This window comes from Pseudomonas sp. LS44, assembly GCF_024730785.1.
Lineage (GTDB): Bacteria > Pseudomonadota > Gammaproteobacteria > Pseudomonadales > Pseudomonadaceae > Aquipseudomonas.
Genome location: NZ_CP102830.1, coordinates 2,896,501 through 2,918,137, shown reverse-complemented (window position 1 = coordinate 2,918,137; position 21,637 = coordinate 2,896,501). Strand labels below are relative to the sequence as shown.

Genomic DNA, 21,637 nt, shown 5'->3' with positions numbered 1-21,637 from the left:
GGAAGGAGGCGCGCTGTGGCGGCTGGCGGCGTAGTCTAACCTGAGCACACCCGCACGGCGCGGGCGGCTATTCATCGCAGGGATGCTGACTCACGGAGGCCGAAGATGCGCACCTTCCTCATGATCCTGGCGTTGACTGGTTTAGCCGTCGGCACCGCGCTGGCCGCCGGGCCACTGCTGCAGATGCCCAGCGCCGCCCCCGCGGGAGCCCCTGGCACACCAACGCCCACACCCTATCAGCAGGTCGTGCCGCACGACGTGCCGAGCGTGTCGCCGCGCCAGCCGCCGCTGCTCAATAACGGAGACATCCGACCGCCGCAGGCGGTGCCGTCGCCGTCCAGGGATCAGGATTTGCCGCTGTTGCAGGAGCAGCGCCAGCGCAACTTCCAGGGCAACGAGCCGGAACGCCCGGCCGAGCAGCCGGCCGGGTCGCGTCAGGAGCTTGAGGAGTAGCAGATTGCGGTAGCCCGGATGCATCCGGGGTTCACGCCTCCGCCTCAGCGCAACACCTTGAGCAGGAAGGCGTATTCCAGCGCCACGTCCTTGAGCGCCTGATAGCGTCCACTCATGCCGCCATGGCCGGCGTCCAGATCGGTTTTGAGCAGCAGCAGATGGTCGTCGGTCTTGCTGGCGCGCAGCTTGGCGACCCATTTCGCCGCTTCCCAATATTGCACGCGGCTGTCGTTGTAGCCGGCCACCGCGAGGATTGCCGGGTACGCCTGGGCGCTGACATTCTCATAGGGCGCATAGGCCTTGATCCGCGCATACACCTCGGGCTCGTGCGGGTCACCCCATTCGTCGTATTCGGTGACGGTCAGCGGCAGATCGGGATTCTGCATGGTGTTGAGCACATCGACGAACGGCACATCGGCGATGGCGGCGGCGAACAGCTGTGGACGCTGGTTGAGCACCGCGCCGATCAGCAATCCGCCGGCGCTGCCGCCGCTGATCGCCAGTTGCTCGGCGCGCGTGTAGCCGCCTGCGAGTAGGTGCTCGGCACAGGCGATGAAGTCGCCGAAGGTGTTCTGCTTGTGCTCCAGTTTGCCGGCGCGGTACCACGCTTCGCCGAGTTCACCGCCGCCACGCACATGGGCGATGGCGAAGATGAAACCGCGCTCCAGCAGACTCAGGCGCGCATGCGAGAACCACGGGTCGAGGCTCGCCCCATAGGCGCCGTAGCCATACAGATAGAGCGGCGCCGGTGCGCCGGCGGTGAGCGTTGCGCGGCGAGCCACCAAGCTGATCGGTACTTGCGTGCCGTCGGCCGCCGTGGCCCACAGGCGCCGGCTTTCATAGGCGTCGGCATCGAACGGGCCTTCCACCGGGGTTTCCTTGAGGACTTTCTGTTCGCCGCTGGCGAGATCCAGCTGACGGATCTGCGCCGGGCGATTCAACGCCTCGTAGCGCAGGCGCATCACCGGGCTGGCGAACTCCAGGTTGTCCTGCACATGTAGGCTGTACGCCGCATCCGGCAGCTGTACGCGGGTCGGCGCCTGGCCGCGGGCGCGCACCTCGATGATCGGCAAGCCGCCTTCGCGCAGGCTGAGGACGATCGCCTGTTGGTTGAGGCTGAGGTCCTCAAGCATCACCGCGGGGTCATGGGCGATCAGCTCGCGCCACTGCGCGCGTTGTGGTGCCTGCTCGGGCGCGGCGTAGAGGGCGAAGTTGATGCCGCTCTGGTTGCTGCGGATCAGCCAGGTCCAAACACCGTCCAGCTGGCCGTGGTCGGCGTAGTACTCGTGACCTTCTTCGCGTGGCGCCAGGCACCGGAATGCACCGCGCGGCTGATCGGCGTCCAGAATCCAGACCTCGCTGGTGGTCTTGCTGCCGAGCTGGATGATCAGCTGCCGCTCGGAGCTGGCGCGGTGGCAGCTCAGGAAGAAGCGCCCGTCGGTTTCGTGGAACACCTCTTCGGCGCCCGCCTCGCCCAGGCAATGGCGGTACAGCTGATGCGGTCGATGGGTGTCGTCGAGGGTGGCGAAGAACAACGTCTGGCTGTCGTTGGCCCAGGTCATGCTGCCGTCGCAGTCGTCGAAGGGCAGGGCGCTCACGGCGCCGCTGGTGAGGTCTTTGACGAACAGCTGATATACCTCGTCGCCGCTGGTATCCAGGCTATAGGCGAGCTTGCCGTGGTCGGGGCTGATGTCGAATGCGCCAAGAGCCAGATAGCCGCCAGCGGCCAACGCATTGGGATCGAGAAGCAAGTCTTCGGCGCTTTCGTCCACCACCAGCGAGTTGTCCGCCGGTCGTGGGCAGCGGTAGTGCCGCGGGTACTCGTCACCGGCGGTGGTGCGTGTGTAGTACAACCACGGCCCCCAGGGCGTGGGTAGCGACAGGTCGGTCTCGCGGATGCGTGCCTTGATCTCCTGGAACAGCTGTTCGCGCAGCGCGGCCTGCTCGGCAAGCTCGGCCTCGAGATAGGCGTTTTCTGCTTGGAGATGCTCCATTACCTCGTCGGCATCGCGATTTTCCAGCCAGCGGTAGGGGTCGGTGCCGGCTTCGATTCGGGCGACGGGGGCTTGGGGCATGGGCTTCTCCAGGGTAGCGGGGCGACCGACGGCAAACGCGCCGGGGCGGCGAAAAGCCGTTATGATAAGCGCCCCTTCGCCAGCCCTGCCACGAACTCCATGATCGAGAACGACTATCTGCTTGCCTGGGCCGCCTACGCCATCGCCGCGCTGGGTTGTCTGTTGGTGTGGTGCCGTCTGACCAACTGGATGTGGCGTTACCTGCGCGAGCCACTGCGGGTGTTGGTTGCCGTGTGGCTGTTTGCGCCGACCATCGTCGACCCGGGCAAGGATCTGTTCGCTCCGGCCATCGCGGTGACGGCCCTGGATCTGCTGTTCAAGGTCGGCAACAACGCCTGGCATGCGGTCGCCGACCTGGCCATCTACACCATCATCGGGTTGATCGTTTATCTGCTCCTAGTGGCTCTGCGCTGGCCGCTGGAGCGCTGGTGGCAAAATCGCTTTGCGGCCAAAACACCGGTGGTAGCGGCCGAAGACGAGCCTACGATGCGTGAAGTGCTGGCTCGTCAGGCAGAGCCGCAGGCCGACACGCGCATCGATCGCAACGGTGACCGGCGCTTGCGCATCGAGCCACGGCTCTAGTCAGCGACTTCCCGTGCCGCATGGAGCCGGGCCGTCATGCATCGTCCACGCCTGACCCGGCAAGCCGACCTGTTATGCACCGCTTTGCAGCGAGAACTCTGAATCATGTGTGAATTGCTGGGCATGAGCGCCAACGTGCCGACCGATATCGTCTTCAGCTTTACCGGCCTGATGCAGCGCGGCGGCGGCACTGGCCCGCACCGCGACGGCTGGGGCATCGCTTTTTACGAAGGACGCGGGCTGCGGGTGTTTCAGGAGCCGGCGGCGAGCGTCGAGTCGGAAGTCGCCAAGCTGGTGCAACGCTATCCGATCAAGAGCGAAACGGTGATTGGCCACATCCGCCAGGCCAATGTCGGGCGCGTCTGCCTGGCCAATACCCATCCCTTCGTGCGCGAACTGTGGGGCCATAACTGGTGCTTCGCCCATAACGGCCAGTTGGCCGATTTCCAGCCGATGCCGACCTTCTACCGACCGGTCGGCGACACCGACAGCGAGGCGGCGTTTTGCGACCTGCTCAATCAGGTGCGCTCGGCCTTCCCCGAGCCGGTGGCGGTCGAAATTCTCTTACCGATTCTGATCAACGCCTGCAGCGGTTACCGCAGCAAGGGCGTTTTCAACTGCCTGTTGAGCAATGGCGACTGGCTGTTCGCCTTCTGCTCGACCAAGCTGGCACAGATCACCCGGCGTGCCCCGTTTGGCCCGGCGCGTCTGAAGGATGTCGATGTGATCGTCGACTTCCAGGCGGAAACCACGCCCAACGATGTAGTGACGGTGATCGCTACCGAACCGCTGACCGCCAACGAAAGCTGGACGCTGTACCAGCCCGGCGAATGGAGTTTGTGGCGGCGCGGCGAATGCGTCGCTCGCGGGCGTACTTGAATCCCCCGGCATGATGCCGGGTACAGGAGTGATGATGCTGCGCAGTTATTTACGTCTGGTGGTATTCGCGTTGGGGCTGCTGGTGGGCGTTCAGGTGCCCGGATTCATCGCTGACTATGCGCAGCGCATCGACGCCCACCGTCAGGAGTCGGAGCAGAGCCTGCAAGGCTTTCGCCAGACCGCGCAGCGGTTCTTCCAAGGCGACTTGAACGCATTGGTGGCGCACTACCAGGCCAGTGCCGATCCGGTGATGCGCAGCGACGCGCAAAGCATCGCCCATCTGGTCGAGCGCTTCGAACTGCTGGAAACCGAATGGCACGCCATGCAGGGGGCTTGGTACATGCAGGCCTGGCACGTGCTGGCCGAGGCCGATCAGGCGCTGCTGGCCGAGACCTGGCAGGGTTACGACTACCAGATTCTCCTGCAGCCGCAGGCGATTGCCTGGGGCCTCGGTTGCGCCTTGCTGCTGGCCTGGTTGGTCGAACTATTGGTGATGGCGATCGGCTGGACCTTTGGGGTCGGCCGCACCCACAAGATCATCCAGCACGAGCAGCGGCACTGGCGTTAGTGGCGGGCTTGGGAATGACAAAACGGGCCGCTGGCCCGTTTTTTTGGAAGCTGCTTTCGACCCGGCGCGGACTGTTACCAACGGCCAATGGCTGAAAGTGGACAGGCGGCAGGCATGCCAGCAGCCTGTTTTGATTTGGCACCTATACTGCCTTAGCCCCCGGGTTTGCTGTCCGTGCCGTACTTCTCCTCGGACCCTGTCGCATAACCAGCAGTAATTTCCCACCGCTATTCGCGCCCCAAGAAGACCACCAATGAAAAACCTAACTGCCCTGTCAGCGGTCATTGCCGTCACTCTTGCAGGTTGTGTTTCAGACTCATCGACATCCCAGTCTGGTACAGCACACACAGAAGCCTGCAAGGCAACCAGCGAGCAAGAAATATCGGCCTTGTTTGACCGATGGAACCGCTCACTGCAAACCGGCGACCCACAGAAGGTCGTCGCCAACTATGCCGAGCGCTCGATCCTGCTTCCTACCGTATCGAACAAACCGCGACTGACCGCATCCGAAAAGAAGGACTATTTCCATCACTTCCTGGAAAGTAAACCGGTGGGCAGGATCGACTCGAGGATGATCGAGATTGACTGCAATACAGCGGTTGACGCCGGCCTCTATACGTTCACTTTTGGCGCTAGTGGTACCCAGGTAAAAGCTCGCTATACATACACCTACAAGTGGGACGGGCAGCAGTGGCTGATTACCAGCCACCACTCTTCCGCTATGCCAGAGAAAAATTGAGGTGCCAAGAGCGCATGACACTTGGATCGAGCCTACATCCAAGTGCCTGCGCCTTTTTCAGCCACGCGCCTCAACCGTCAGGCATCTTCAGAGAGCGTCCTTGGTGGCTGGAGCCGCCCATAGATGCCGGTCAGCAACGGCAGAATTCAGCCAAAAGCGGACCTTCGAGAAAGGCATGCATGACGTTTCAGTACCAACATCGAGCGGGGGAACTGAGTATGAGTCGACCCCAGTTGGTGCCGCTTTTCCGTCGAAGCGCCAGCATGCAAGCCAATGCCATCGGCCTCGGCTGTTAGTAACGTGGCGCAGGTTAGACGTAACCCTGCGCTGCCCCGCTATAGCCGTTACTTCATCACTTTGATCGAGATGATGGTGGCCACCATGCCCTCTGCTTTGAACTCGAACTCCACCCGGTCACCGGCTTTCACTTGACCAAGCTGCTCCGACGTAGCCTTGAAGCCCATGACCATGGGCGGCCATTTCAAGGTCGGAACAGCGCCATGGGCGATCGTTATAGTGCCTTTCTGCATGTTTATCGCCTTGATCGTGCCACTGGCCTTGGCCGTTGGGGTTTGCTGCGCTTCTTGCTCCATCTGCATGCCTTCCATAGGCATGTCGTCCATCTTCATGCCCGGCATGTCCTCGGCAACGACGGGAAGGGATAGCACGGCGATGGAGCTGGCGACGGCGATCAAAGTTTTCTTCATACAATTTCTCCTTGGTGAATGGGGGATACAGTGGGGAGGTTTCGGCGGCGCAGCAAGCGGTAGGCCGCCGGAATGACGAACAGGGAAAGCAAGGGCGCGGTGACCATGCCGCCGACCATGGGCGCGGCGATGCGGCTCATCACCTCGCTGCCGGTACCGCTGTCCAAGAGGATCGGTAGCAGGCCGGCGATGATCACCGCCACCGTCATGGCCTTGGGCCGCACGCGCTGCACGGCACCTTCGCGAATCGCTGCGACCAGCCCACGCTCGGTGTTGTCACCGGTGTCTTCACGTTCGGCCCAGGCGTTCTTCAGGTAGAGCAGCATGATCACGCCGAACTCGGCCGCCACCCCGGCCAACGCGATGAAACCGACGCCGGTGGCCACCGACAGGTTGAAGTCCAGCAGGTAGAGGAACCAGGCCCCGCCGGTCAGGGCGAACGGTAGCGTGGCCATGATCAAGCAGGCTTCGTCGAAGCGGGCGAAGGTCAGGTAGAGCAGCACGAAGATGATCAGCAGGGTGGCCGGCACCACCAGTTTGAGCCGCGCGTTGGCCCGTTCGAGATACTCGAACTGCCCCGAATAGCTCAGGCTCATCCCCGGTTGCAGCTTGACCTGCTCGCCGACGACTCGGCGCAGGTCGGCGACCACCGAGGCGATATCCCGGCCACGCACGTCGATATACACCCAGCCGGAAGGCCTGGCGTTCTCGCTCTTGAGCATGGGTGGGCCATCATTGACCTTGATCCTGGCCACCGTGCCCAGGGTGATCTGGCCTCCCTGCGGGGTGTAGATCGGCAGTTGCTCCAGGGCGCCGAGCGAGTCGCGCCACTCACGGGGGTAGCGCACGTTGATCGGGAAGCGCGCCAGCCCTTCGATGGTCTCCCCGACGTTTTCGCCACCGATGGCGCCGGCCACGATCGACTGCACATCGGCGATATTCAGCCCGTAACGGGCGGCGGCCTGGCGGTCGATGTCCACATCGATGTAGCGCCCGCCAGTCAGGCGCTCGGCCAGGGCCGAACTCACGCCCGGAACGGTCTTGGCCGCGTGCTCGACTGCCTGGGTGACCTGGTCGATCTCCGTCAGGTTGCTGCCGGCGACCTTCACCCCGATCGGGCTCTTGATCCCGGTGGCGAGCATGTCGATGCGGTTGCGGATCGGCGGTATCCAGATATTGGTCAGCCCCGGCACCTTGACCACCCGATCCAGTTCCTCCACCAGCTTCTCCTGGGTCAAGCCGGGTCGCCATTGCTCGCGCGGTTTGAATTGGATGGTGGTTTCGAACATCTCCAGCGGCGCCGGGTCGGTGGCGGTTTCGGCGCGTCCGGCTTTGCCGAACACATGCTCGACTTCCGGTACCGTCTTGATCAGGCGGTCGGTCTGCTGCAGCAGCTGTGCGGCCTTCTGCGCCGACAGCCCAGGCAGGGCCGAAGGCATGTAGAGCAGGTCGCCCTCATCCAGCGGCGGGAGGAACTCGCCGCCCAGCCGGGAGATTGGCCACAGTGCGCTGAGAAACACCAGCAGCGCGACCAACAGGGTGACCTTGGGCCGACGCAGCACCGCGTCGAGGGCCGGTTGGTAGATCCTGATCAGCCAACGGTTCAGCGGGTTCTGCTCTTCATTGGGAATCCGTCCGCGAATCCAGTAGCCCATCAATACCGGCACCAGGGTCACCGAGAGGCCGGCCGCCGCGGCCATGGCATAGGTCTTAGTGAAGGCCAGCGGGCCGAACAGGCGGCCCTCCTGGGCTTCCAGAGTGAACACCGGGATAAACGACAGGGTGATGATCAGCAGGCAGAAGAACAGCGCCGGCCCGACCTCGGCCGCGGCTTCGGTCATCACATGCCAGTGATGCTCGCCCGCCAATTCTTCCCCAGGGTGGGCCGCGTGCCAGGCCTCGACCTTCTTGTGGGCGTTCTCGATCATCACCACCGCGGCATCGACCATGGCGCCGACGGCGATGGCGATTCCGCCGAGGGACATGATGTTGGCGTTGATCCCTTGATAGCGCATGACGATGAACGCGATGAGTATGCCAACCGGCAGCGAGATGATCGCCACCAGGGAGGAACGCAAATGCCAGAGGAAGACCGCGCAGACCAGGGCGACGACGATGAACTCCTCGAGCAGCTTGTGGCTGAGGTTTTCCACGGCGCGGTCGATCAGCTTGCTGCGGTCGTAGGTGGTGACGATTTCCACCCCGGCCGGCAGGCTGCTCTTCAGTTCCTCGAGCTTGGCCTTGACCGCGGCGATGGTTTCGCGGGCGTTCTTGCCGCTGCGCAGAATCACCACGCCGCCGACCGTCTCGCCTTCGCCGTCGAGCTCGCTAATGCCGCGGCGCATCTCCGGTCCCTGCTGGATAGTCGCCACGTCGCCGAGGGTCACCGGCACGCCGCCGGCACCGAGCTTGAGGGGAATCGCGCGGAAGTCATTCAACGTCTTCAGGTAGCCGGAAGCGCGCACCATGAACTCGGCCTCCGCCATCTCCAGCACGGAACCACCGGTTTCCTGGTTGGCCCGGCCTATGGCCTCGATCACTTCGGCCTGGGTGATGCCCAGACTGGCCAGCCTGAGCGGATCGAGCAGTACCTGGTACTGCTTGACCATGCCGCCGACGGTCGCCACTTCCGCGACGTTCGCCAGGCTCTTCAACTCGAACTTGAGGAACCAGTCTTGCAGCGCGCGCAGTTGCGCCAGGTCGTGCCCGCCGCTGCGATCCACCAGAGCGTACTGGTAGATCCAGCCCACCCCGGTGGCATCCGGCCCCAGAGCCGGCTTGGCGCTGGCCGGCAGGCGACTCTGGATCTGGCTGAGGTACTCCAGCACCCGCGAGCGAGCCCAGTAGAGGTCGGTACCGTCCTCGAAGATGACATAGACGAAGCTGTCGCCGAAGAAGGAGAAGCCGCGCACCGTCTTCGCCCCCGGCACCGAGAGCATGGTGGTGGCCAGCGGATAGGTGACCTGATTCTCGACGATCTGCGGCGCCTGGCCGGGATAGGGGGTGCGGATGATCACCTGCACATCGGAGAGATCCGGCAGCGCATCGATGGGCGTGCTTTGCACCGACCAGATACCCCAGACGCTGGCGAACAGCGTGGCCAGCAACACCAGGAAGCGGTTGGCCACCGACCAGCGGATCAGTGCGGCGATCATGGCTGGCCTCCCAGCTTCCGCAGGCGCTCAATCAACAGCCCATCGTCGGTTTGGCGCACCGCCACACGTACCTTGTCACCCACCTTGAACCCCTGCGTCAGGGCGGGGTCGGCCAGGGGGAAGGTCATGGTCATGCCAGGCATGCCCAGGGTCTTGAACGGACCATGGGCAAGGGTCACGCCCTGGTCATTGATCTCGACGATTTGCCCCTCGGCCTCATGCAAGGCGGGGGCGGGCTCCGGCATTGGCATAGGGCTCGCGACTATGCCCTTGAGGCTGGCCTCGGAATCGAGCAGGAATTGTCCGGAGGCGACCACCTGCTGGCCTTCCTCGAGACCTTGCAGCACCACCGTCTTGCCTTCGTTTTCCCGCCCGAGCTGTACTTCGACCGGGCGGTAGCGCCCACCGTCTTCGGCGAGCATCACCAGGGCACGCCGGCCGGTGCGGATGACCGCCTCGCTTGGCACCCACAACAGGCTTTGTTCTGTCGACCGGTTTAGGCGCACCTGCGCGGTCAAGCCTGGCCGCAGGCGGCCGTCGGGATTGGGTAGTTCGACACGCACGCGAACCGTGCGGCTGTCCGGATTCGTCTCGGGTAGAACGGCGCTGACCGTGCCGCCGAGCACTTCCCCTGGGAAGGCCGGCAGGCGTGCCTCGACCGCCTGGCCAACGGCAATCGCTCCAACCTCGGCCTCCGGAACGGCTACCGCGAGCCAGACGCTACTCAAACCGTTGACGCGGGCCAGGGTGTCGCCGGCCGCGACGCTCATGCCCGCCCGCACATTCAGCTCCTGCAACACACCGCCAATGGGGCTGGTGAGGGTCAGAACCGGCAGGGGCTTGCCGCTGCGTTCCACCCGGGCGATCAGCGCCGTCGGCATGCCGGTGAGGCGCAGGCGTTGGCGTGCTGCTGCCAGCAAGCCGGCGTCGCCACTGCGCTTGAGCGCGAGGAACTCCTCCTGGGCCGCGGCCCATTCCGGCACCAACAGGTCGGCCAGCGGCGCATTGGCCGTCAGCACATCGCCGGGCGCACGGGCATAGACCAGCTCGACAAAGCCAGCGGTACGCGCCTGCACCACCGCGATATCCCGCTCGTTGAACGCCAGTACGCCGACCGCCTCCAAACTGCTGGCGAGGGCCCCGCGGGTGACTGTGGCCAGGCGCAGGCCGAGATTCTGGGTCAGGCTGGGGTCGATGCTGATGGCCGCGCTGTCCGCCGCCGCATCGGCGTATTGGGGTACCAGTTGCATATCCATGAAGGGCGATTTGCCCGGCTTTTCGAACTTTTTCTGCGGGTACATCGGGTCGTACCAATACAGCACCTGGCGTTGGTCTTGCGCGCTGGCACCCGGCTCGGTAGCCGCACCGGGCATTCCGCCCAGACGCTGCTGAGCGAACCAGTAGCCGCCGGCAACGCCGAGGGCGACCGACAAACCTGCCAGCAAGGCTCCTTTCCATGCTCGAGCAATCAAGAGTCGGGCACTCATTGGCTAGCCTCCCCATAAGTGAAATACAGACGGGAGCTGGTCAGTGCTCGCTGTTCTTCAAAATCGATCTGTTTGAGCCGCGCTTCGATCAATTCGCGACGGGCGGCGATAACTGGCGCCAGTTCGCCTTTGCCGGCGCGATAGCTGGCCATGCTCAGCGCCACCTTTTCCTTCGCCAGAGGCAGCAAGCTGTTCTGGCTACGGCGTACAGCGCGGCTCAGGCGCTCGTACTCGGCAAGATCATCTTCCAGCTGCTGGGCATGCTCGCGGGCAAGGGTTTCGCGTTCAGCCTCCAACTGGTTCAGCTCGGCATGTTTGGCGGCGATCTTGGGGTTCTGCCGGGAGCCGGGAAATAGCGGTAAATCGAAGCTGAATTGCACGCTCACCATGTCGCCGAACTCGCGGCCACGGCGCTGGTAGTCGAGCTCCCAGCTCCAGTCGGAGTTCTTCTCCGCCTCGGCCTCGTGCACCTTGGCTTGCGCCTCGCGGGTCATCGGGACATAGGCTGTCAGCGCGGGATGGTGGGGCAACTTATGGGCATAACCTGAGGCATCGATGGGCCACTCCGGCAAGTTGCCGGCCAACGGCTCATCGGCGGCCGGGCCGATCCAGCGCCTGAGTGCCGCGCGGGCCTGCGCGCGCAAACGGATCAGCTCGTCCTCTTGCTCATCCAGCAGGGCCGCCTCCTGCCTCGGCGTCACCGCATCGGCGGCCTGTGCTCGGCCGCCGGCGATCTGCGCGCGGACGGCATCGCCGAGCAGGCGATTCTCGCGGAAGAAGTCCTGGAACAGCGCCTGTTTGCGCTCCACCGAGTAGCTGCTGATCCAGGCCAGAGCGGTAGCCTGACGGACGTTCAGGCGCTCGACCCGGCGTTCGGCCGTGGCCCGGTCGACTGCCGCCTCGGCCACCTCGATGCGCGCCCGGCGCTTGTCCCGGTTGGGCACCTCTTGCATGACCCCAACCATCTGCATGGTCATGAAGTCCTGGTCGATGCTCCAGCGGTCGGGGCCGCCAATGGGATAGTTCTGCACGCCCAGCAGCAACTTCGGATCGGGTAATTCGCCGGCCGGGATGGCGGCACTATTGGCCGCCTCCAACTTGGCCGCCTGGGCGGTCAGCGAAGGGGCATTGTCTTCGCTCAAGCGCAAGGCTTCATCGAGTGTCAGGGGGGCGGCCTGGCTCGGCAATGCCAGCACGGTCGCCACCAGGGCAGCCGCGACGGGCCAACCTGTGCAATAGCGTTTGGAGTGCATGTTCATGATTCCTGTGATGATCCTGCTCGCCGCTCGAGCGAGCGCGCAGGCCAACCATTCCGCTGGCGGCGGAATGGAACTCAGGTAGGTCCAGGAATCAAACGCGGGGAGGTCGCCACACCCCGGAAGGGACCTGGGCAGGCAGGAGGTCGCTGGAGAAGGAAACCACAATGGGACTGGACAACGTGACAGGCGGCTTCACGCTCGACACTTGCAGCTGGCTGGCGGTCTTGCATTCCTGGCCGGACTTGCAGGGTTTGCCGTGATCGGAAGGATTGCCCAGATACTCGCAACAGTCTTGGTCCATATCCCCCATCATCTCCATGCCCGCCGCTTTCATCGGGCAAGGTTCTGTCGCTGTGGCGAGGCCTGCCATCCCACTCAGGGGAAGCGCCAAGCTAAGCAGGACGATGAGGTAAAACCGCAGGTAGCGTTTCATGCTTGCCAGTCTAGTCAGGGATGCTGCGCCCAACAATGTGCCAAGTTGGTCGATTTGGGAAAAGCGTCCAAGCGCAACTGCGATGCAGTCCTCGCGTGGTAGCAGCCTGAATGGAAGCTCCCGAGCGACCGCTGATGAGGTGAGAGATGCTGTTCCGAAGAGACGCTCACTGGAGTGTTGTTCAATGGCCGCTTGAAGTCCCTCAAACCACATGCCCCAGAAATGAAAACGGGCCCTGCTGGGCCCGTTTTGCTGTGTGGCAGTCTTACTTGGTCAGGAACTTCATCCCATCTTCCAACCCGCGCAGGGTTAGCGGGTACATCTGATCGTGCAGCAAGTCGCGGACGATGCCGGTGGAGGAGGTGTAGTCCCAGGTGTCCTTCGGGTACGGGTTGATCCAGATGAGCTTCTTGTACTTGTCCATGAAGCGCTGCATCCACACGTAGCCCGGCTCCTCGTTCCAGTGCTCGACGCTGCCGCCGGCCTGGGTGATCTCGTAGGGCGCCATGGCGGCGTCACCGACGAACACCACTTTGTAGTCGGCGCCGTACTTGTGCAGTAGGTCCTGGGTCGAGGTGCGTTCGGAGCCGCGGCGCAGGTTGTTCTTCCACACCGACTCGTAGACGAAGTTGTGGAAGTAGAAGTACTCGAGGTGCTTGAACTCGGTCTTGCAGGCCGAGAACAGCTCTTCGCAGACCTTGACGTGGGCGTCCATCGAGCCGCCGATATCCAGCAGCAGCAACAGCTTCACCGTGTTGCGCCGCTCCGGGCGCATCTGGATGTTGAGCAGGCCGCCGTCTTTGGCGGTGTGGTCGATGGTGCCATCGAGATCCAGCTCTTCCGCCGCGCCTTCACGGGCGAACTTGCGCAGGCGGCGCAGGGCGATCTTGATGTTGCGCGTACCCAGCTCGACTTGGTCGTCGAGGTTCTTGTACTCGCGCTGATCCCAAACCTTGACGGCTTTGCCTTGGCGCTGGCCGGCGTCGCCGACGCGGATACCTTCCGGGTTGAAGCCGCCGGAGCCGAACGGGCTGGTACCGCCGGTACCGATCCACTTGTTGCCGCCGGCATGGCGTTCTTTTTGCTCTTCGAGGCGCTTCTTGAATTCCTCGATCAGCTTGTCGAGGCCGCCGAGGCTCTTGATCTTGGCCTTTTCCTCGTCGGTCAGGTGCTTCTCGAATTCTTTGCGCAACCACTCGTCCGGGATCATCGCCTGGATGGCATCGTCGAGTTTATCCAGGCCCTTGAAGTAGGCACTGAAGGCGCGGTCGAATTTGTCGAAATGGCGCTCGTCCTTGACCATCACAGTGCGGGCGAGGAAGTAGAACTCGTCCATGTCGGCGAACACCACGTTGTGTTTCAACGCATTGATCAGATCGAGCAACTCGCGCACCGAGACCGGTACCTTGGCTGCGCGCATTTCGTTGAACAGGTTGAGCAGCATGGCTGCACCCTCGTGTATTCGGGCCGGCGCCAAAAGCGCGGGCTAGGAGCGGGTTTCTTGTGGCAGGCCATCGGCGATGGCATACCAGTCTGCTTTCGACTCGGAAAAAATATGCTTCTGCGGGACCGTGCCCAGCGGCGTATCCAGTGTGCCCAGCGCCACCGATAGCCAATCCGGGTAGGGCTGTTCGCTGAACCATTGCAGGGTAGCGCCGCAGTGCTTGCAGAAAGTCCGCGTCACCCCGGGCGAGGAGTGGTACTCGGCGACCGAGTCCTGGCCCTGGGTGAAGTGGAAGTCCTGGCGTCGCACATTGCCGTAGCTGCCGAACGCTGCACCGTGAGCCTTGCGGCACATTGAGCAATGGCAATGGATGACCGACTTGATGGGGGCATCAAGCCGGTACTTCACCGCTCCGCACAGGCAACTGCCGCTATGCATGGTTCAGCTCCTCCTGAGTAGCAGCCGCCGTAGGTGGCACCTCTCGGTGCCGATGGTGGGTTACGCTGCTGCGCAGCTAATCCACCCTACGGGAGTGCAGACGAGGTTCAGCGCGAGGCGCGGCGGCTCATGAAGGCTAGGCGCTCGAGCAACTGCACGTCCTGCTCGTTCTTCACCAACGCACCGGCCAGCGGCGGGATGGCTTTGGTCGGATCGCGTTCGCGCAGCACGGCTTCGCCGATGTTGTCGGCCATCAGCAGCTTCAGCCAATCGACCAGTTCGGAAGTCGAAGGCTTTTTCTTCAGGCCCGGCACCTTGCGTACATCGAAGAACACGTCGAGTGCTTCGGCGACCAGGTCGGTGCTGATTTTCGGGTAATGCACATCGACGATCTTCTTCAGCGTCTCGCGATCCGGGAAGGCGATGTAGTGGAAGAAGCAGCGGCGCAGAAAGGCGTCCGGCAGCTCTTTCTCGTTGTTCGAGGTGATGATGATGATCGGCCGTTGCTTGGCTTTGATCGTCTCGTCGGTCTCGTAAACGTAGAACTCCATCTTGTCGAGTTCCTGCAACAGGTCGTTGGGGAACTCGATGTCGGCCTTGTCGATCTCGTCGATCAGCAGGATCACGCGCTCGTCGGACTCGAACGCCTCCCACAGCTTGCCTTTCTTGATGTAGTTGCGAACGTCGTTGACCTTGTCGGAATCCAGCTGCGAATCGCGCAGACGGCTAACCGCGTCGTACTCGTACAAACCCTGATGCGCCTTGGTGGTCGACTTGATATGCCAAGTGATCAGGCGTGCGCCAAAGGCCTCGGCCAATTGCTCGGCGAGCATGGTCTTGCCGGTGCCGGGCTCGCCCTTGACCAGCAGCGGGCGCTGCAAGGTGATGGAGGCGTTGACGGCAAGCTTGAGGTCGTCGGTGGCGACGTACGACTGGGTACCTTCGAACTTCATCGGGAAAATCCTCGGAACGGTAACGCGCGCTGGGGCAAACCGGGCGGTTCAGTAATTGGGTAGTGGTCGACTATACCGCGCCAGCTGGGCGGCTGTGAACGCAGGGGCGGTATTCAGTCATTGAATGGCTTATTTACCCCTTTCCGGCGTCGCGCCCTCGAGGCGCGCACTGAATGCCTGGATGAAGGCATTGCGCAGGAACGCCTGGAAGGCGTTGACGTCTTTGCGGTGCACGCTGCCGCTGAGTTTGACGCGGCTGGCGAACTGCTGCGCTCGACTAGACGACCACTGGCCCTAGGCATAGGCTGACTCTCTTTATTTCGAGCAAGGGAGGACGCCATGAGCCGCATTTACGCAGACAACGCCCAATCCATCGGCAATACGCCGCTGGTCGCCATCAACCGGCTGGGCCCCAAGGGCGTGACGATCCTGGCCAAGACCGAAGGCCGCAATCCGGGGTATTCGGTGAAGTGCCGGATTGGCGCCAGCATGATCTGGGATGCCGAGGAGCGCGGCGTTCTCAAGCCGGGAATGACCATCGTCGAGCCGACTTCCGGCAACACCGGCATTGGCCTGGCTTTCGTCGCTGCCGCGCGTGGCTACAAGCTGTTGCTGACCATGCCGGCGTCGATGAGCCTGGAGCGCCGCAAGGTGCTCAAGGCACTGGGCGCAGAGCTGGAGCTGACCGATCCGGCCAAGGGCATGAAGGGCGCGATGGAGAAGGCCAAGGAGTTCGCCGACTCGAACCCCGCGCAATATTTCATGCCGCAGCAGTTTGAAAATCCGGCCAACCCGGCGATCCATGAGAAAACCACCGGCCCGGAAATCTGGAACGACACCGACGGCGCGGTCGATGTACTGGTCACCGGCGTTGGCACTGGCGGCACCCTCACCGGCGTGTCGCGCTATATCAAGCAGACCAAGGGCAAGCCGATTCTCACGGTGGCAGTCGAGCCGATCGCCTCGCCGGTGATCAGCCAGACCATGGCCGGTGAGGAAGTCAAACCGAGTCCGCACAAGATCCAGGGGATTGGCGCCGGTTTCGTGCCGAAGAACCTCGACTTGAGCATGGTCGACCGCGTCGAGCAGGTCAGCGATGACGAAGCCAAGAACATGGCGCTGCGGCTGATGCAGGAGGAGGGGATTCTCTGCGGAATTTCCTGCGGTGCGGCGATGGCGGTCGCGGTGCGTCTGGCCGAGCGTCCGGAAATGCAGGGCAAGACCATCGTGGTGGTCCTCCCGGATTCGGGCGAGCGCTACCTGTCGAGCATGCTCTTCACCGACCTGTTCAGTGAGCAGGAGATGGTGCAGTAAGTCGACGTGGTTTCTCGCCCGTGAGCGTCAGGCTTTATGAGCCCGGGCTTCAAGGGTGGGTTACGCCGCTGTGCGGCTAACCCACTCTACGGACTACGGGGCTGACATAGATGTTTTTGTAGGAGCGGATTTATCCGCGATAGCCGGCGCCGCGGATCGCGAATGAATTCGCTCCTACCAGAGTGCTGAAACCAGCTTTTGTGGGTTATGCCGCTGTGCGGCTAATCCATCCTACGGACTATGCCGCCCCTGACTTACGACCTGCGCTGACTACACTCAAGACCTGTCACAGGCCCGGATCGGCCTGGCTGTCCAAGGTCATTTCCATGCTGCAGTCGGTTTCCCCCCGTAACGACCTACCCCCCGAACCCAGTGGCAGCGAGGCGCCGCCGCCGTCGGCCAAGGGTGTGCTGGCGCCGTTCGCCATCGCCGCGTTCCGCATCATCTGGATCGCCAACCTGTTCGCCAACCTCGGCACCTGGGCGCAGTCGGTGGCGGCCGCCTGGGTGGTCACCGCGGCGCACGCCAGCCCGCTGATGGTGGCGATGATCCAGGTCGCCTCGGCCTTGCCGCTGGTGTTGTTGTCGATCGTCTCCGGAGTGCTGGCGGACAACCACGACCGGCGCAAAATCATGCTGGTCGGCCTGGTGTTCGAGATGAGCGGGGCAATCTTCCTCACTACCATCGCCTTCCTCGGCTACCTCGACCCGGTGCTGCTGATTATTTCGATCCTGTGGATCACCATCGGCGGCTCGATCACCATTCCCGCATGGCAGGCGGCGGTGGGTGAGCAGGTGCCGGCGCCGCTGGTCGGCAACGCGGTGCTGCTCAACAGCGTCAATTACAACGTCGCCCGTGCGGTCGGCCCGGCGCTCGGCGGGCTGATGCTCAGCGCCATCGGCCCGGCCTGGGTGTTTTTGTTCAACACGCTTTGCTACCTGGCGCTGATCGGGGCGATCTGGCAGTGGCGGCGGCCGGTGCCGGAACACCAGCTGCCGCCGGAGCACCTCTTCGAAGGAGTGATCGCCGCGCTGCGTTTCACCCAGTACTCCAGCGTCACCCGCCTGGTGATGCTGCGTTCGGCGGCGTTCGGCCTCTCGGCCAGCGCAATCTGGGCGCTACTGCCACTGCTGGCGCACCGCAATCCGGACGGCAATGCTTCGGTGTATGGCTACATGCTCGGCGCGCTGGGCATCGGCGCGATCATCGGCAGCGCGCTGGTCAACAAGCTGCGTCAGCAGGTCGGCACCAGCCGGTTGATCAGCTTCGCCGGGGCTTTGCTGGCGTTGATGATGATGGTTACCGGCACCATCGACAGTCTGTGGGTACTGTTCGCCGCGCTGCTGATTTCCGGCAGTTGCTGGATTGCCGCGCTGGCGTCGTACAACTCGGCGGTGCAGATCCTCGTTCCGGACTGGGTCAAGGCGCGTGCCCTGGCGCTGTATCAGACCGCGCTGTACGGCGGGCTGGCGGTCGGCTCGTTCCTCTGGGGGCATCTGGCCGAGACCATGGGCGTGAAGGGCGCGTTGCTGGCCGCCGGCTGCCTGATGCTGGCCTCCGCCGTGCTGCTCTACAACTCCCGGCTGCCAGAGCTGGACGCCAGCGACATCGCCCACGCGCCGGCGACCCGCCCGGGCGAGCCGACCTTCGTGTTCAACCCGGAGCGCGGTGCTGTGCTGGTGACCATCGAGTACCGCATCCCGACCGAGCGTACCCGCGAGTTCGTCAAGGCGGTGCAGGCGCTGCGCCGTTTGCGCCTGCGCAACGGTGCCGAGCGCTGGGCGCTGTACCGCGACGTCAGCAATCAGGAGCTTTGGCAGGAGATATTGGTGGTCGACAACTGGCTGCAGCACCTGCGCATGCTCGATCGGCTGACCATCGCCGACAAGACCATCCTCGACAACGTCACCTGCCTGCACCAAGGCGATGCGCCGCCGCGGGTACGCCATGGGGTGAGTTACGAGTCCGGCGATTACGAGGCACCGTCGGCCTGAGGGGCAGCGCTGCCCTGGTGGGAGAGGGCCGAAACGTCGGGCCTGCCAGCATGGTCGTCAGGCGGCGGGAATTCGGCATCGCCGCCCCCGGATTTCATCCGGGCTACCCCTGCACTCCCCGGATGAAATCCGGGGAGTGCAGCCCCAGCTTCACGGCGACGTTTCAGCCTGCAGCGCCGGGCGTGCGGGCTTGAGTACCAGCCACAGCGCCAGAGCGATCAGCAGGCCGCCGTAGAGGTGCGCCCAGGACAGCGTTTCGTCGAGCAGCAGCACGCCCCAGAACACCCCAAATAGCGGGATCAGAAAGGTCACCGACAGGGTCTTCAGCGGGCCGACGTCGGCGATCAGACGGAAATACAGGATGTAAGCGAATGCCGTGCAGATGAAACCCAGGCCGGCCAGCGCCAGCCAGACCTGCGGCAGCGCCAGCGGCGCGAGGGGCATGTCTGCGCTGGTGAAGAGGAAGACCGGCAGCAGGCAGAGCGTGGCACCCAGCTGGCTGCCGAAAGCAACCAAGCGGCTGTCCAGACCGCCACGTTCGCTGATCCAGCGCTTGGTCATGAAGCTGGAAAAACCGTAACAGGTGGTCGCCGTCAGGCAGGCGGCGGCGCCCCACAGCAGGTTGAGGTCGAACGCTACCGGACCGGTGCGCGTCAGCAGAGCCACGCCGGCCAGACCGACTAACACGCCGATGGCCTTGGCCATCGTGAAGGCCTCGCTGAAGAACAGCGCGCCGACCAGCACGCCCATCAATGGCGTGGTGGCATTGAAAATCGCCGAATAGCCGGCCGGCAGCACTAGCGCGGCGAGGCTGTACATGGCGGTCGGAATGCCCGAGCTGATCACGCCGATCATCAGCGTCTTACCCAGCTTGCCATTGAAGTCCCAGGTGCAGCGCAGCACGGCGAGCAAGGCCAGCAGGCCGATGACCGACAGCAACACGCGCAGGAAAGCAGTCGGCATGGCGCCGATCTGCGGCACCAAGAGGCGCATGAAGAGAAAGCTGGCGCCCCAGATGGCGGCGAGACTGATCAGGCGCAGCAGGTCGGCAGGCTTCATGATGGGCGTCCATGGACTGGAGCCCGGAAGATTACCCCGCTGGTGGCATCAGGCAATCCACAACTGGCTTTCAAATTAGCGGCACAGTGGTTATCGGCCCAGTTTTTATCAACAGTCGTGCCGCGTGGAGGCTGGTGTGCTTTCCCTGCGCAAGAGCAATGACTAAGCTCGCGGTTCAGATAGAAAGACAGAGGGTTGCGTATGCCCCAGCACTGGCCGGCCGCCGACATCGCTCGATTGATCCTCGATGGCTTTGACGATTACCGCGAGTATTTCCGTCAGATCACCGACGGCGCGCGGTCGCGGTTCGAGCAGGCGCAATGGGCGCAAACCCAACAGGCGGCAGCGGCGCGCATCGCCCTGTACGAAGAGAAAGTCAGCGCTACCAATGCGCGACTGCAGGCTACGGTCGGCCAGGAGATCCTCCTCGACGTGCAGCTCTGGCCGCTGGTGAAAAGTGCCTATATCAATCTGATCGACCTGCGCTTCGACGATGAGTTGGCCGAGACCTGGTACAACTCGATTTTCTGCAGCTTGTTCAGCCACGATCTGATCAGCGACGGCTGCATGTTCATCCATACCACCCGGCCGTCGCTGCGCAGCCATGAGCGGGCGGCGCAAACCCGCAGCTATCTGCCGCGGGCCGATCTTGCTGGCATGCTCGAGCAGATTTTCAGCGACTACGGTTTCAGTGCGCCATACGAGGATCTGCCACGTGACCTGCAGCGCCTGGAAGCGCAACTGCGCGCCAGTTTGCCGGACTGGGTGTGCAAGGACCCGGAGCTGTGCATCGAGCTGTTTTCCTCGGTGCTGTACCGCAACAAGGGCGCGTATCTGGTCGGGCGCATCTATACCCGCGACGAGCAGTGGCCGCTGGTGATTCCGCTGCTGCACCGCGAAGGCCATGGCATCCAGATCGATGCGCTGATCACCGATGAAGCGGAGGTGTCGATCATCTTCTCCTTCACCCGCTCGTATTTCATGGTCGACGTGCCGGTGCCGGCGGAGTTCATCGGCTTCCTGAAACGCATTCTGCCGGGCAAGCACATCGCCGAGCTGTACACCTCAATCGGCTTCTACAAGCACGGCAAGTCGGAGTTCTACCGCGCGCTGATCAACCACCTGGCGAATACCGACGACCGCTTCGTCATGGCCCCGGGTGTGCGCGGGATGGTCATGAGCGTGTTTACCCTGCCGGGCTTCAACACCGTGTTCAAGATCATCAAGGACCGCTTTGCGCACGCCAAGAACGTCGATCGCAATACCGTGTTCGAGAAGTACCGTCTGGTGAAGAGCGTCGACCGGGTGGGGCGCATGGCCGACACCCAGGAGTTCGCCGACTTCCGTTTCCCCAAGGCCAAGTTCGACCCCGATTGCCTGGCCGAGCTGCTGGAAGTGGCGCGCTCTACTGTGGAAATCGAGAACGGCGATACCGTGCTGATCCGCCACTGCTGGACCGAGCGGCGCATGACCCCGCTGAACATCTACCTGGAGCACGCCAACGAGGCGCAGATGCATGAGGCGCTGGAGGACTACGGTCTGGCGATCAAGCAGCTGGCCGCGGCGAACATCTTCCCCGGCGACATGCTGCTGAAGAACTTCGGCGTCACCCGGCACGGCCGGGTGGTGTTCTACGACTACGACGAGATCAGTTATCTCACCGAAGTGAACTTCCGGCGCATCCCGCCGCCGCGCTATCCGGAGGACGAAATGGCCTCCGAGCCGTGGTATTCGATCGCCCCAAACGATGTATTCCCCGAGGAATTCCCGCCGTTCCTGTTCGTCGATCTGGCCCAGCGCCGGCTGTTTAACCAACTGCATGGCGACCTGTACGACGCCGACTACTGGAAGGGCCTGCAGGACGCCATCCGCGAAGGCAAAGTGATCGATGTGTTCCCCTACCGGCGCAAGAGCGAGCGGGGAACGGTCGCGTAGGGCCGACGGCTCTCGGTCTGGGCGCCAAACCGTAGGGCGGGTGCAACCCGCATGCTGCACAGCGGCGGGTTGTATCCGCCCTACGGGCTGACAGAACCGTTCAGCGGAGCGCCCGGTGTGAGTGCGGTGAACTGGGCCGTACTTGACCTAGGTCAAGTACGGC

Annotated in this window: 18 protein-coding genes; 8 read left to right on the top strand and 10 right to left on the bottom strand. The window is 63.4% G+C overall.

From position 1 onward, the window contains the following. Window positions 1-105: 105 nt before the first annotated feature. Window positions 106-453, top strand: a complete 348-nt coding sequence (locus tag NVV93_RS12905; RefSeq protein ID WP_258251048.1) for a hypothetical protein — start codon at window positions 106-108, stop codon at window positions 451-453. Window positions 454-497: 44 nt separating this feature from the next. Here NVV93_RS12905 and NVV93_RS12900 read toward each other — a convergent pair whose 3' ends face one another. Further along, entirely contained in the window at window positions 498-2,528 is a 2,031-nt protein-coding gene (locus tag NVV93_RS12900; protein ID WP_258251047.1) for a S9 family peptidase, read from the bottom strand. A 99-nt stretch (window positions 2,529-2,627) separates the two neighbouring features. On the opposite strand from NVV93_RS12900, the gene NVV93_RS12895 reads away from it, so the two are divergent. From NVV93_RS12895 to NVV93_RS12880, 4 genes are all read left to right on the top strand, one after another. After that, window positions 2,628-3,110, top strand: coding sequence for an MFS transporter (locus NVV93_RS12895; RefSeq protein ID WP_258251046.1), 483 nt, complete (start codon window positions 2,628-2,630; stop codon window positions 3,108-3,110). A gap of 105 nt (window positions 3,111-3,215) precedes the next feature. Further along, entirely contained in the window at window positions 3,216-3,989 is a 774-nt protein-coding gene (locus NVV93_RS12890; RefSeq protein WP_258251045.1) for a class II glutamine amidotransferase, read from the top strand. A gap of 34 nt (window positions 3,990-4,023) precedes the next feature. Next, window positions 4,024-4,557 carry a DUF2937 family protein gene (locus NVV93_RS12885; protein WP_258251044.1) on the top strand — a complete coding sequence of 178 codons (534 nt, stop codon included), beginning with the start codon at window positions 4,024-4,026 and terminating at the stop codon, window positions 4,555-4,557. Between the two features lie 253 nt (window positions 4,558-4,810). Further along, window positions 4,811-5,296 (top strand): SgcJ/EcaC family oxidoreductase, encoded by a 486-nt coding sequence (locus tag NVV93_RS12880; protein WP_258251043.1) that lies wholly within the window; start codon window positions 4,811-4,813, stop codon window positions 5,294-5,296. A 344-nt stretch (window positions 5,297-5,640) separates the two neighbouring features. Here the strand turns inward: NVV93_RS12880 and NVV93_RS12875 are convergent, their stop codons facing one another. From NVV93_RS12875 to NVV93_RS12840, 8 genes are all read right to left on the bottom strand, one after another. Further along, a complete protein-coding gene (locus tag NVV93_RS12875; RefSeq protein WP_258251042.1) occupies window positions 5,641-6,003 on the bottom strand; it encodes a copper-binding protein in 363 nt (120 codons plus the stop codon). Then, a complete protein-coding gene (locus tag NVV93_RS12870) occupies window positions 6,000-9,158 on the bottom strand; it encodes an efflux RND transporter permease subunit (protein WP_258251041.1) in 3,159 nt (1,052 codons plus the stop codon). Before NVV93_RS12870 ends, NVV93_RS12875 begins: the two co-directional genes overlap by 4 nt. After that, complete coding sequence (locus tag NVV93_RS12865; protein WP_258254359.1) at window positions 9,155-10,630, bottom strand: efflux RND transporter periplasmic adaptor subunit; 1,476 nt, start codon at window positions 10,628-10,630, stop codon at window positions 9,155-9,157. Before NVV93_RS12865 ends, NVV93_RS12870 begins: the two co-directional genes overlap by 4 nt. Window positions 10,631-10,641: 11 nt before the next feature. After that, window positions 10,642-11,898, bottom strand: a complete 1,257-nt coding sequence (locus NVV93_RS12860) for a TolC family protein (RefSeq protein ID WP_258251040.1) — start codon at window positions 11,896-11,898, stop codon at window positions 10,642-10,644. A 97-nt stretch (window positions 11,899-11,995) separates the two neighbouring features. Then, entirely contained in the window at window positions 11,996-12,337 is a 342-nt protein-coding gene (locus NVV93_RS12855) for a hypothetical protein (RefSeq protein WP_258251039.1), read from the bottom strand. 265 nt (window positions 12,338-12,602) lie between these two features. Next, window positions 12,603-13,781 carry a VWA domain-containing protein gene (locus NVV93_RS12850; protein ID WP_258251038.1) on the bottom strand — a complete coding sequence of 393 codons (1,179 nt, stop codon included), beginning with the start codon at window positions 13,779-13,781 and terminating at the stop codon, window positions 12,603-12,605. Between the two features lie 42 nt (window positions 13,782-13,823). Beyond that, on the bottom strand, window positions 13,824-14,219 hold the full coding sequence (locus NVV93_RS12845) for a GFA family protein (RefSeq protein ID WP_258251037.1): 396 nt from the start codon (window positions 14,217-14,219) through the stop codon (window positions 13,824-13,826). Between the two features lie 107 nt (window positions 14,220-14,326). Further along, complete coding sequence (locus tag NVV93_RS12840) at window positions 14,327-15,172, bottom strand: MoxR family ATPase (protein ID WP_258251036.1); 846 nt, start codon at window positions 15,170-15,172, stop codon at window positions 14,327-14,329. Between the two features lie 339 nt (window positions 15,173-15,511). On the opposite strand from NVV93_RS12840, the gene cysK reads away from it, so the two are divergent. Next, window positions 15,512-16,486 carry a cysteine synthase A gene (gene cysK / locus NVV93_RS12835; RefSeq protein WP_258251035.1) on the top strand — a complete coding sequence of 325 codons (975 nt, stop codon included), beginning with the start codon at window positions 15,512-15,514 and terminating at the stop codon, window positions 16,484-16,486. Window positions 16,487-16,812: 326 nt separating this feature from the next. Next, a complete protein-coding gene (locus NVV93_RS12830) occupies window positions 16,813-18,480 on the top strand; it encodes an MFS transporter (RefSeq protein WP_258251034.1) in 1,668 nt (555 codons plus the stop codon). A gap of 150 nt (window positions 18,481-18,630) precedes the next feature. Here the strand turns inward: NVV93_RS12830 and NVV93_RS12825 are convergent, their stop codons facing one another. Continuing rightward, window positions 18,631-19,539, bottom strand: coding sequence for a DMT family transporter (locus NVV93_RS12825; RefSeq protein WP_258251033.1), 909 nt, complete (start codon window positions 19,537-19,539; stop codon window positions 18,631-18,633). Window positions 19,540-19,740: 201 nt separating this feature from the next. Between NVV93_RS12825 and aceK the strand changes: the two genes are divergently transcribed. Beyond that, complete coding sequence (gene aceK, locus NVV93_RS12820) at window positions 19,741-21,474, top strand: bifunctional isocitrate dehydrogenase kinase/phosphatase (RefSeq protein ID WP_258251032.1); 1,734 nt, start codon at window positions 19,741-19,743, stop codon at window positions 21,472-21,474. Window positions 21,475-21,637: the final 163 nt, after the last annotated feature.

Excerpts from the sequence above, each read along its gene's own strand:
- NVV93_RS12905 (WP_258251048.1), top strand. The coding sequence starts at position 106 with ATGCGCACCTTCCTCATGATCCTGGCGTTGACTGGTTTAGCCGTCGGC.
- NVV93_RS12900 (WP_258251047.1), bottom strand. The coding sequence starts at position 2,528 with ATGCCCCAAGCCCCCGTCGCCCGAATCGAAGCCGGCACCGACCCCTAC.
- NVV93_RS12895 (WP_258251046.1), top strand. The coding sequence starts at position 2,628 with ATGATCGAGAACGACTATCTGCTTGCCTGGGCCGCCTACGCCATCGCC.
- NVV93_RS12890 (WP_258251045.1), top strand. The coding sequence starts at position 3,216 with ATGTGTGAATTGCTGGGCATGAGCGCCAACGTGCCGACCGATATCGTC.
- NVV93_RS12885 (WP_258251044.1), top strand. The coding sequence starts at position 4,024 with ATGCTGCGCAGTTATTTACGTCTGGTGGTATTCGCGTTGGGGCTGCTG.
- NVV93_RS12880 (WP_258251043.1), top strand. The coding sequence starts at position 4,811 with ATGAAAAACCTAACTGCCCTGTCAGCGGTCATTGCCGTCACTCTTGCA.
- NVV93_RS12875 (WP_258251042.1), bottom strand. The coding sequence starts at position 6,003 with ATGAAGAAAACTTTGATCGCCGTCGCCAGCTCCATCGCCGTGCTATCC.
- NVV93_RS12870 (WP_258251041.1), bottom strand. The coding sequence starts at position 9,158 with ATGATCGCCGCACTGATCCGCTGGTCGGTGGCCAACCGCTTCCTGGTG.
- NVV93_RS12860 (WP_258251040.1), bottom strand. The coding sequence starts at position 11,898 with ATGCACTCCAAACGCTATTGCACAGGTTGGCCCGTCGCGGCTGCCCTG.
- NVV93_RS12855 (WP_258251039.1), bottom strand. The coding sequence starts at position 12,337 with ATGAAACGCTACCTGCGGTTTTACCTCATCGTCCTGCTTAGCTTGGCG.
- NVV93_RS12850 (WP_258251038.1), bottom strand. The coding sequence starts at position 13,781 with ATGCTGCTCAACCTGTTCAACGAAATGCGCGCAGCCAAGGTACCGGTC.
- NVV93_RS12845 (WP_258251037.1), bottom strand. The coding sequence starts at position 14,219 with ATGCATAGCGGCAGTTGCCTGTGCGGAGCGGTGAAGTACCGGCTTGAT.
- NVV93_RS12840 (WP_258251036.1), bottom strand. The coding sequence starts at position 15,172 with ATGAAGTTCGAAGGTACCCAGTCGTACGTCGCCACCGACGACCTCAAG.
- cysK (WP_258251035.1), top strand. The coding sequence starts at position 15,512 with ATGAGCCGCATTTACGCAGACAACGCCCAATCCATCGGCAATACGCCG.
- NVV93_RS12830 (WP_258251034.1), top strand. The coding sequence starts at position 16,813 with ATGCTGCAGTCGGTTTCCCCCCGTAACGACCTACCCCCCGAACCCAGT.
- NVV93_RS12825 (WP_258251033.1), bottom strand. The coding sequence starts at position 19,539 with ATGAAGCCTGCCGACCTGCTGCGCCTGATCAGTCTCGCCGCCATCTGG.
- aceK (WP_258251032.1), top strand. The coding sequence starts at position 19,741 with ATGCCCCAGCACTGGCCGGCCGCCGACATCGCTCGATTGATCCTCGAT.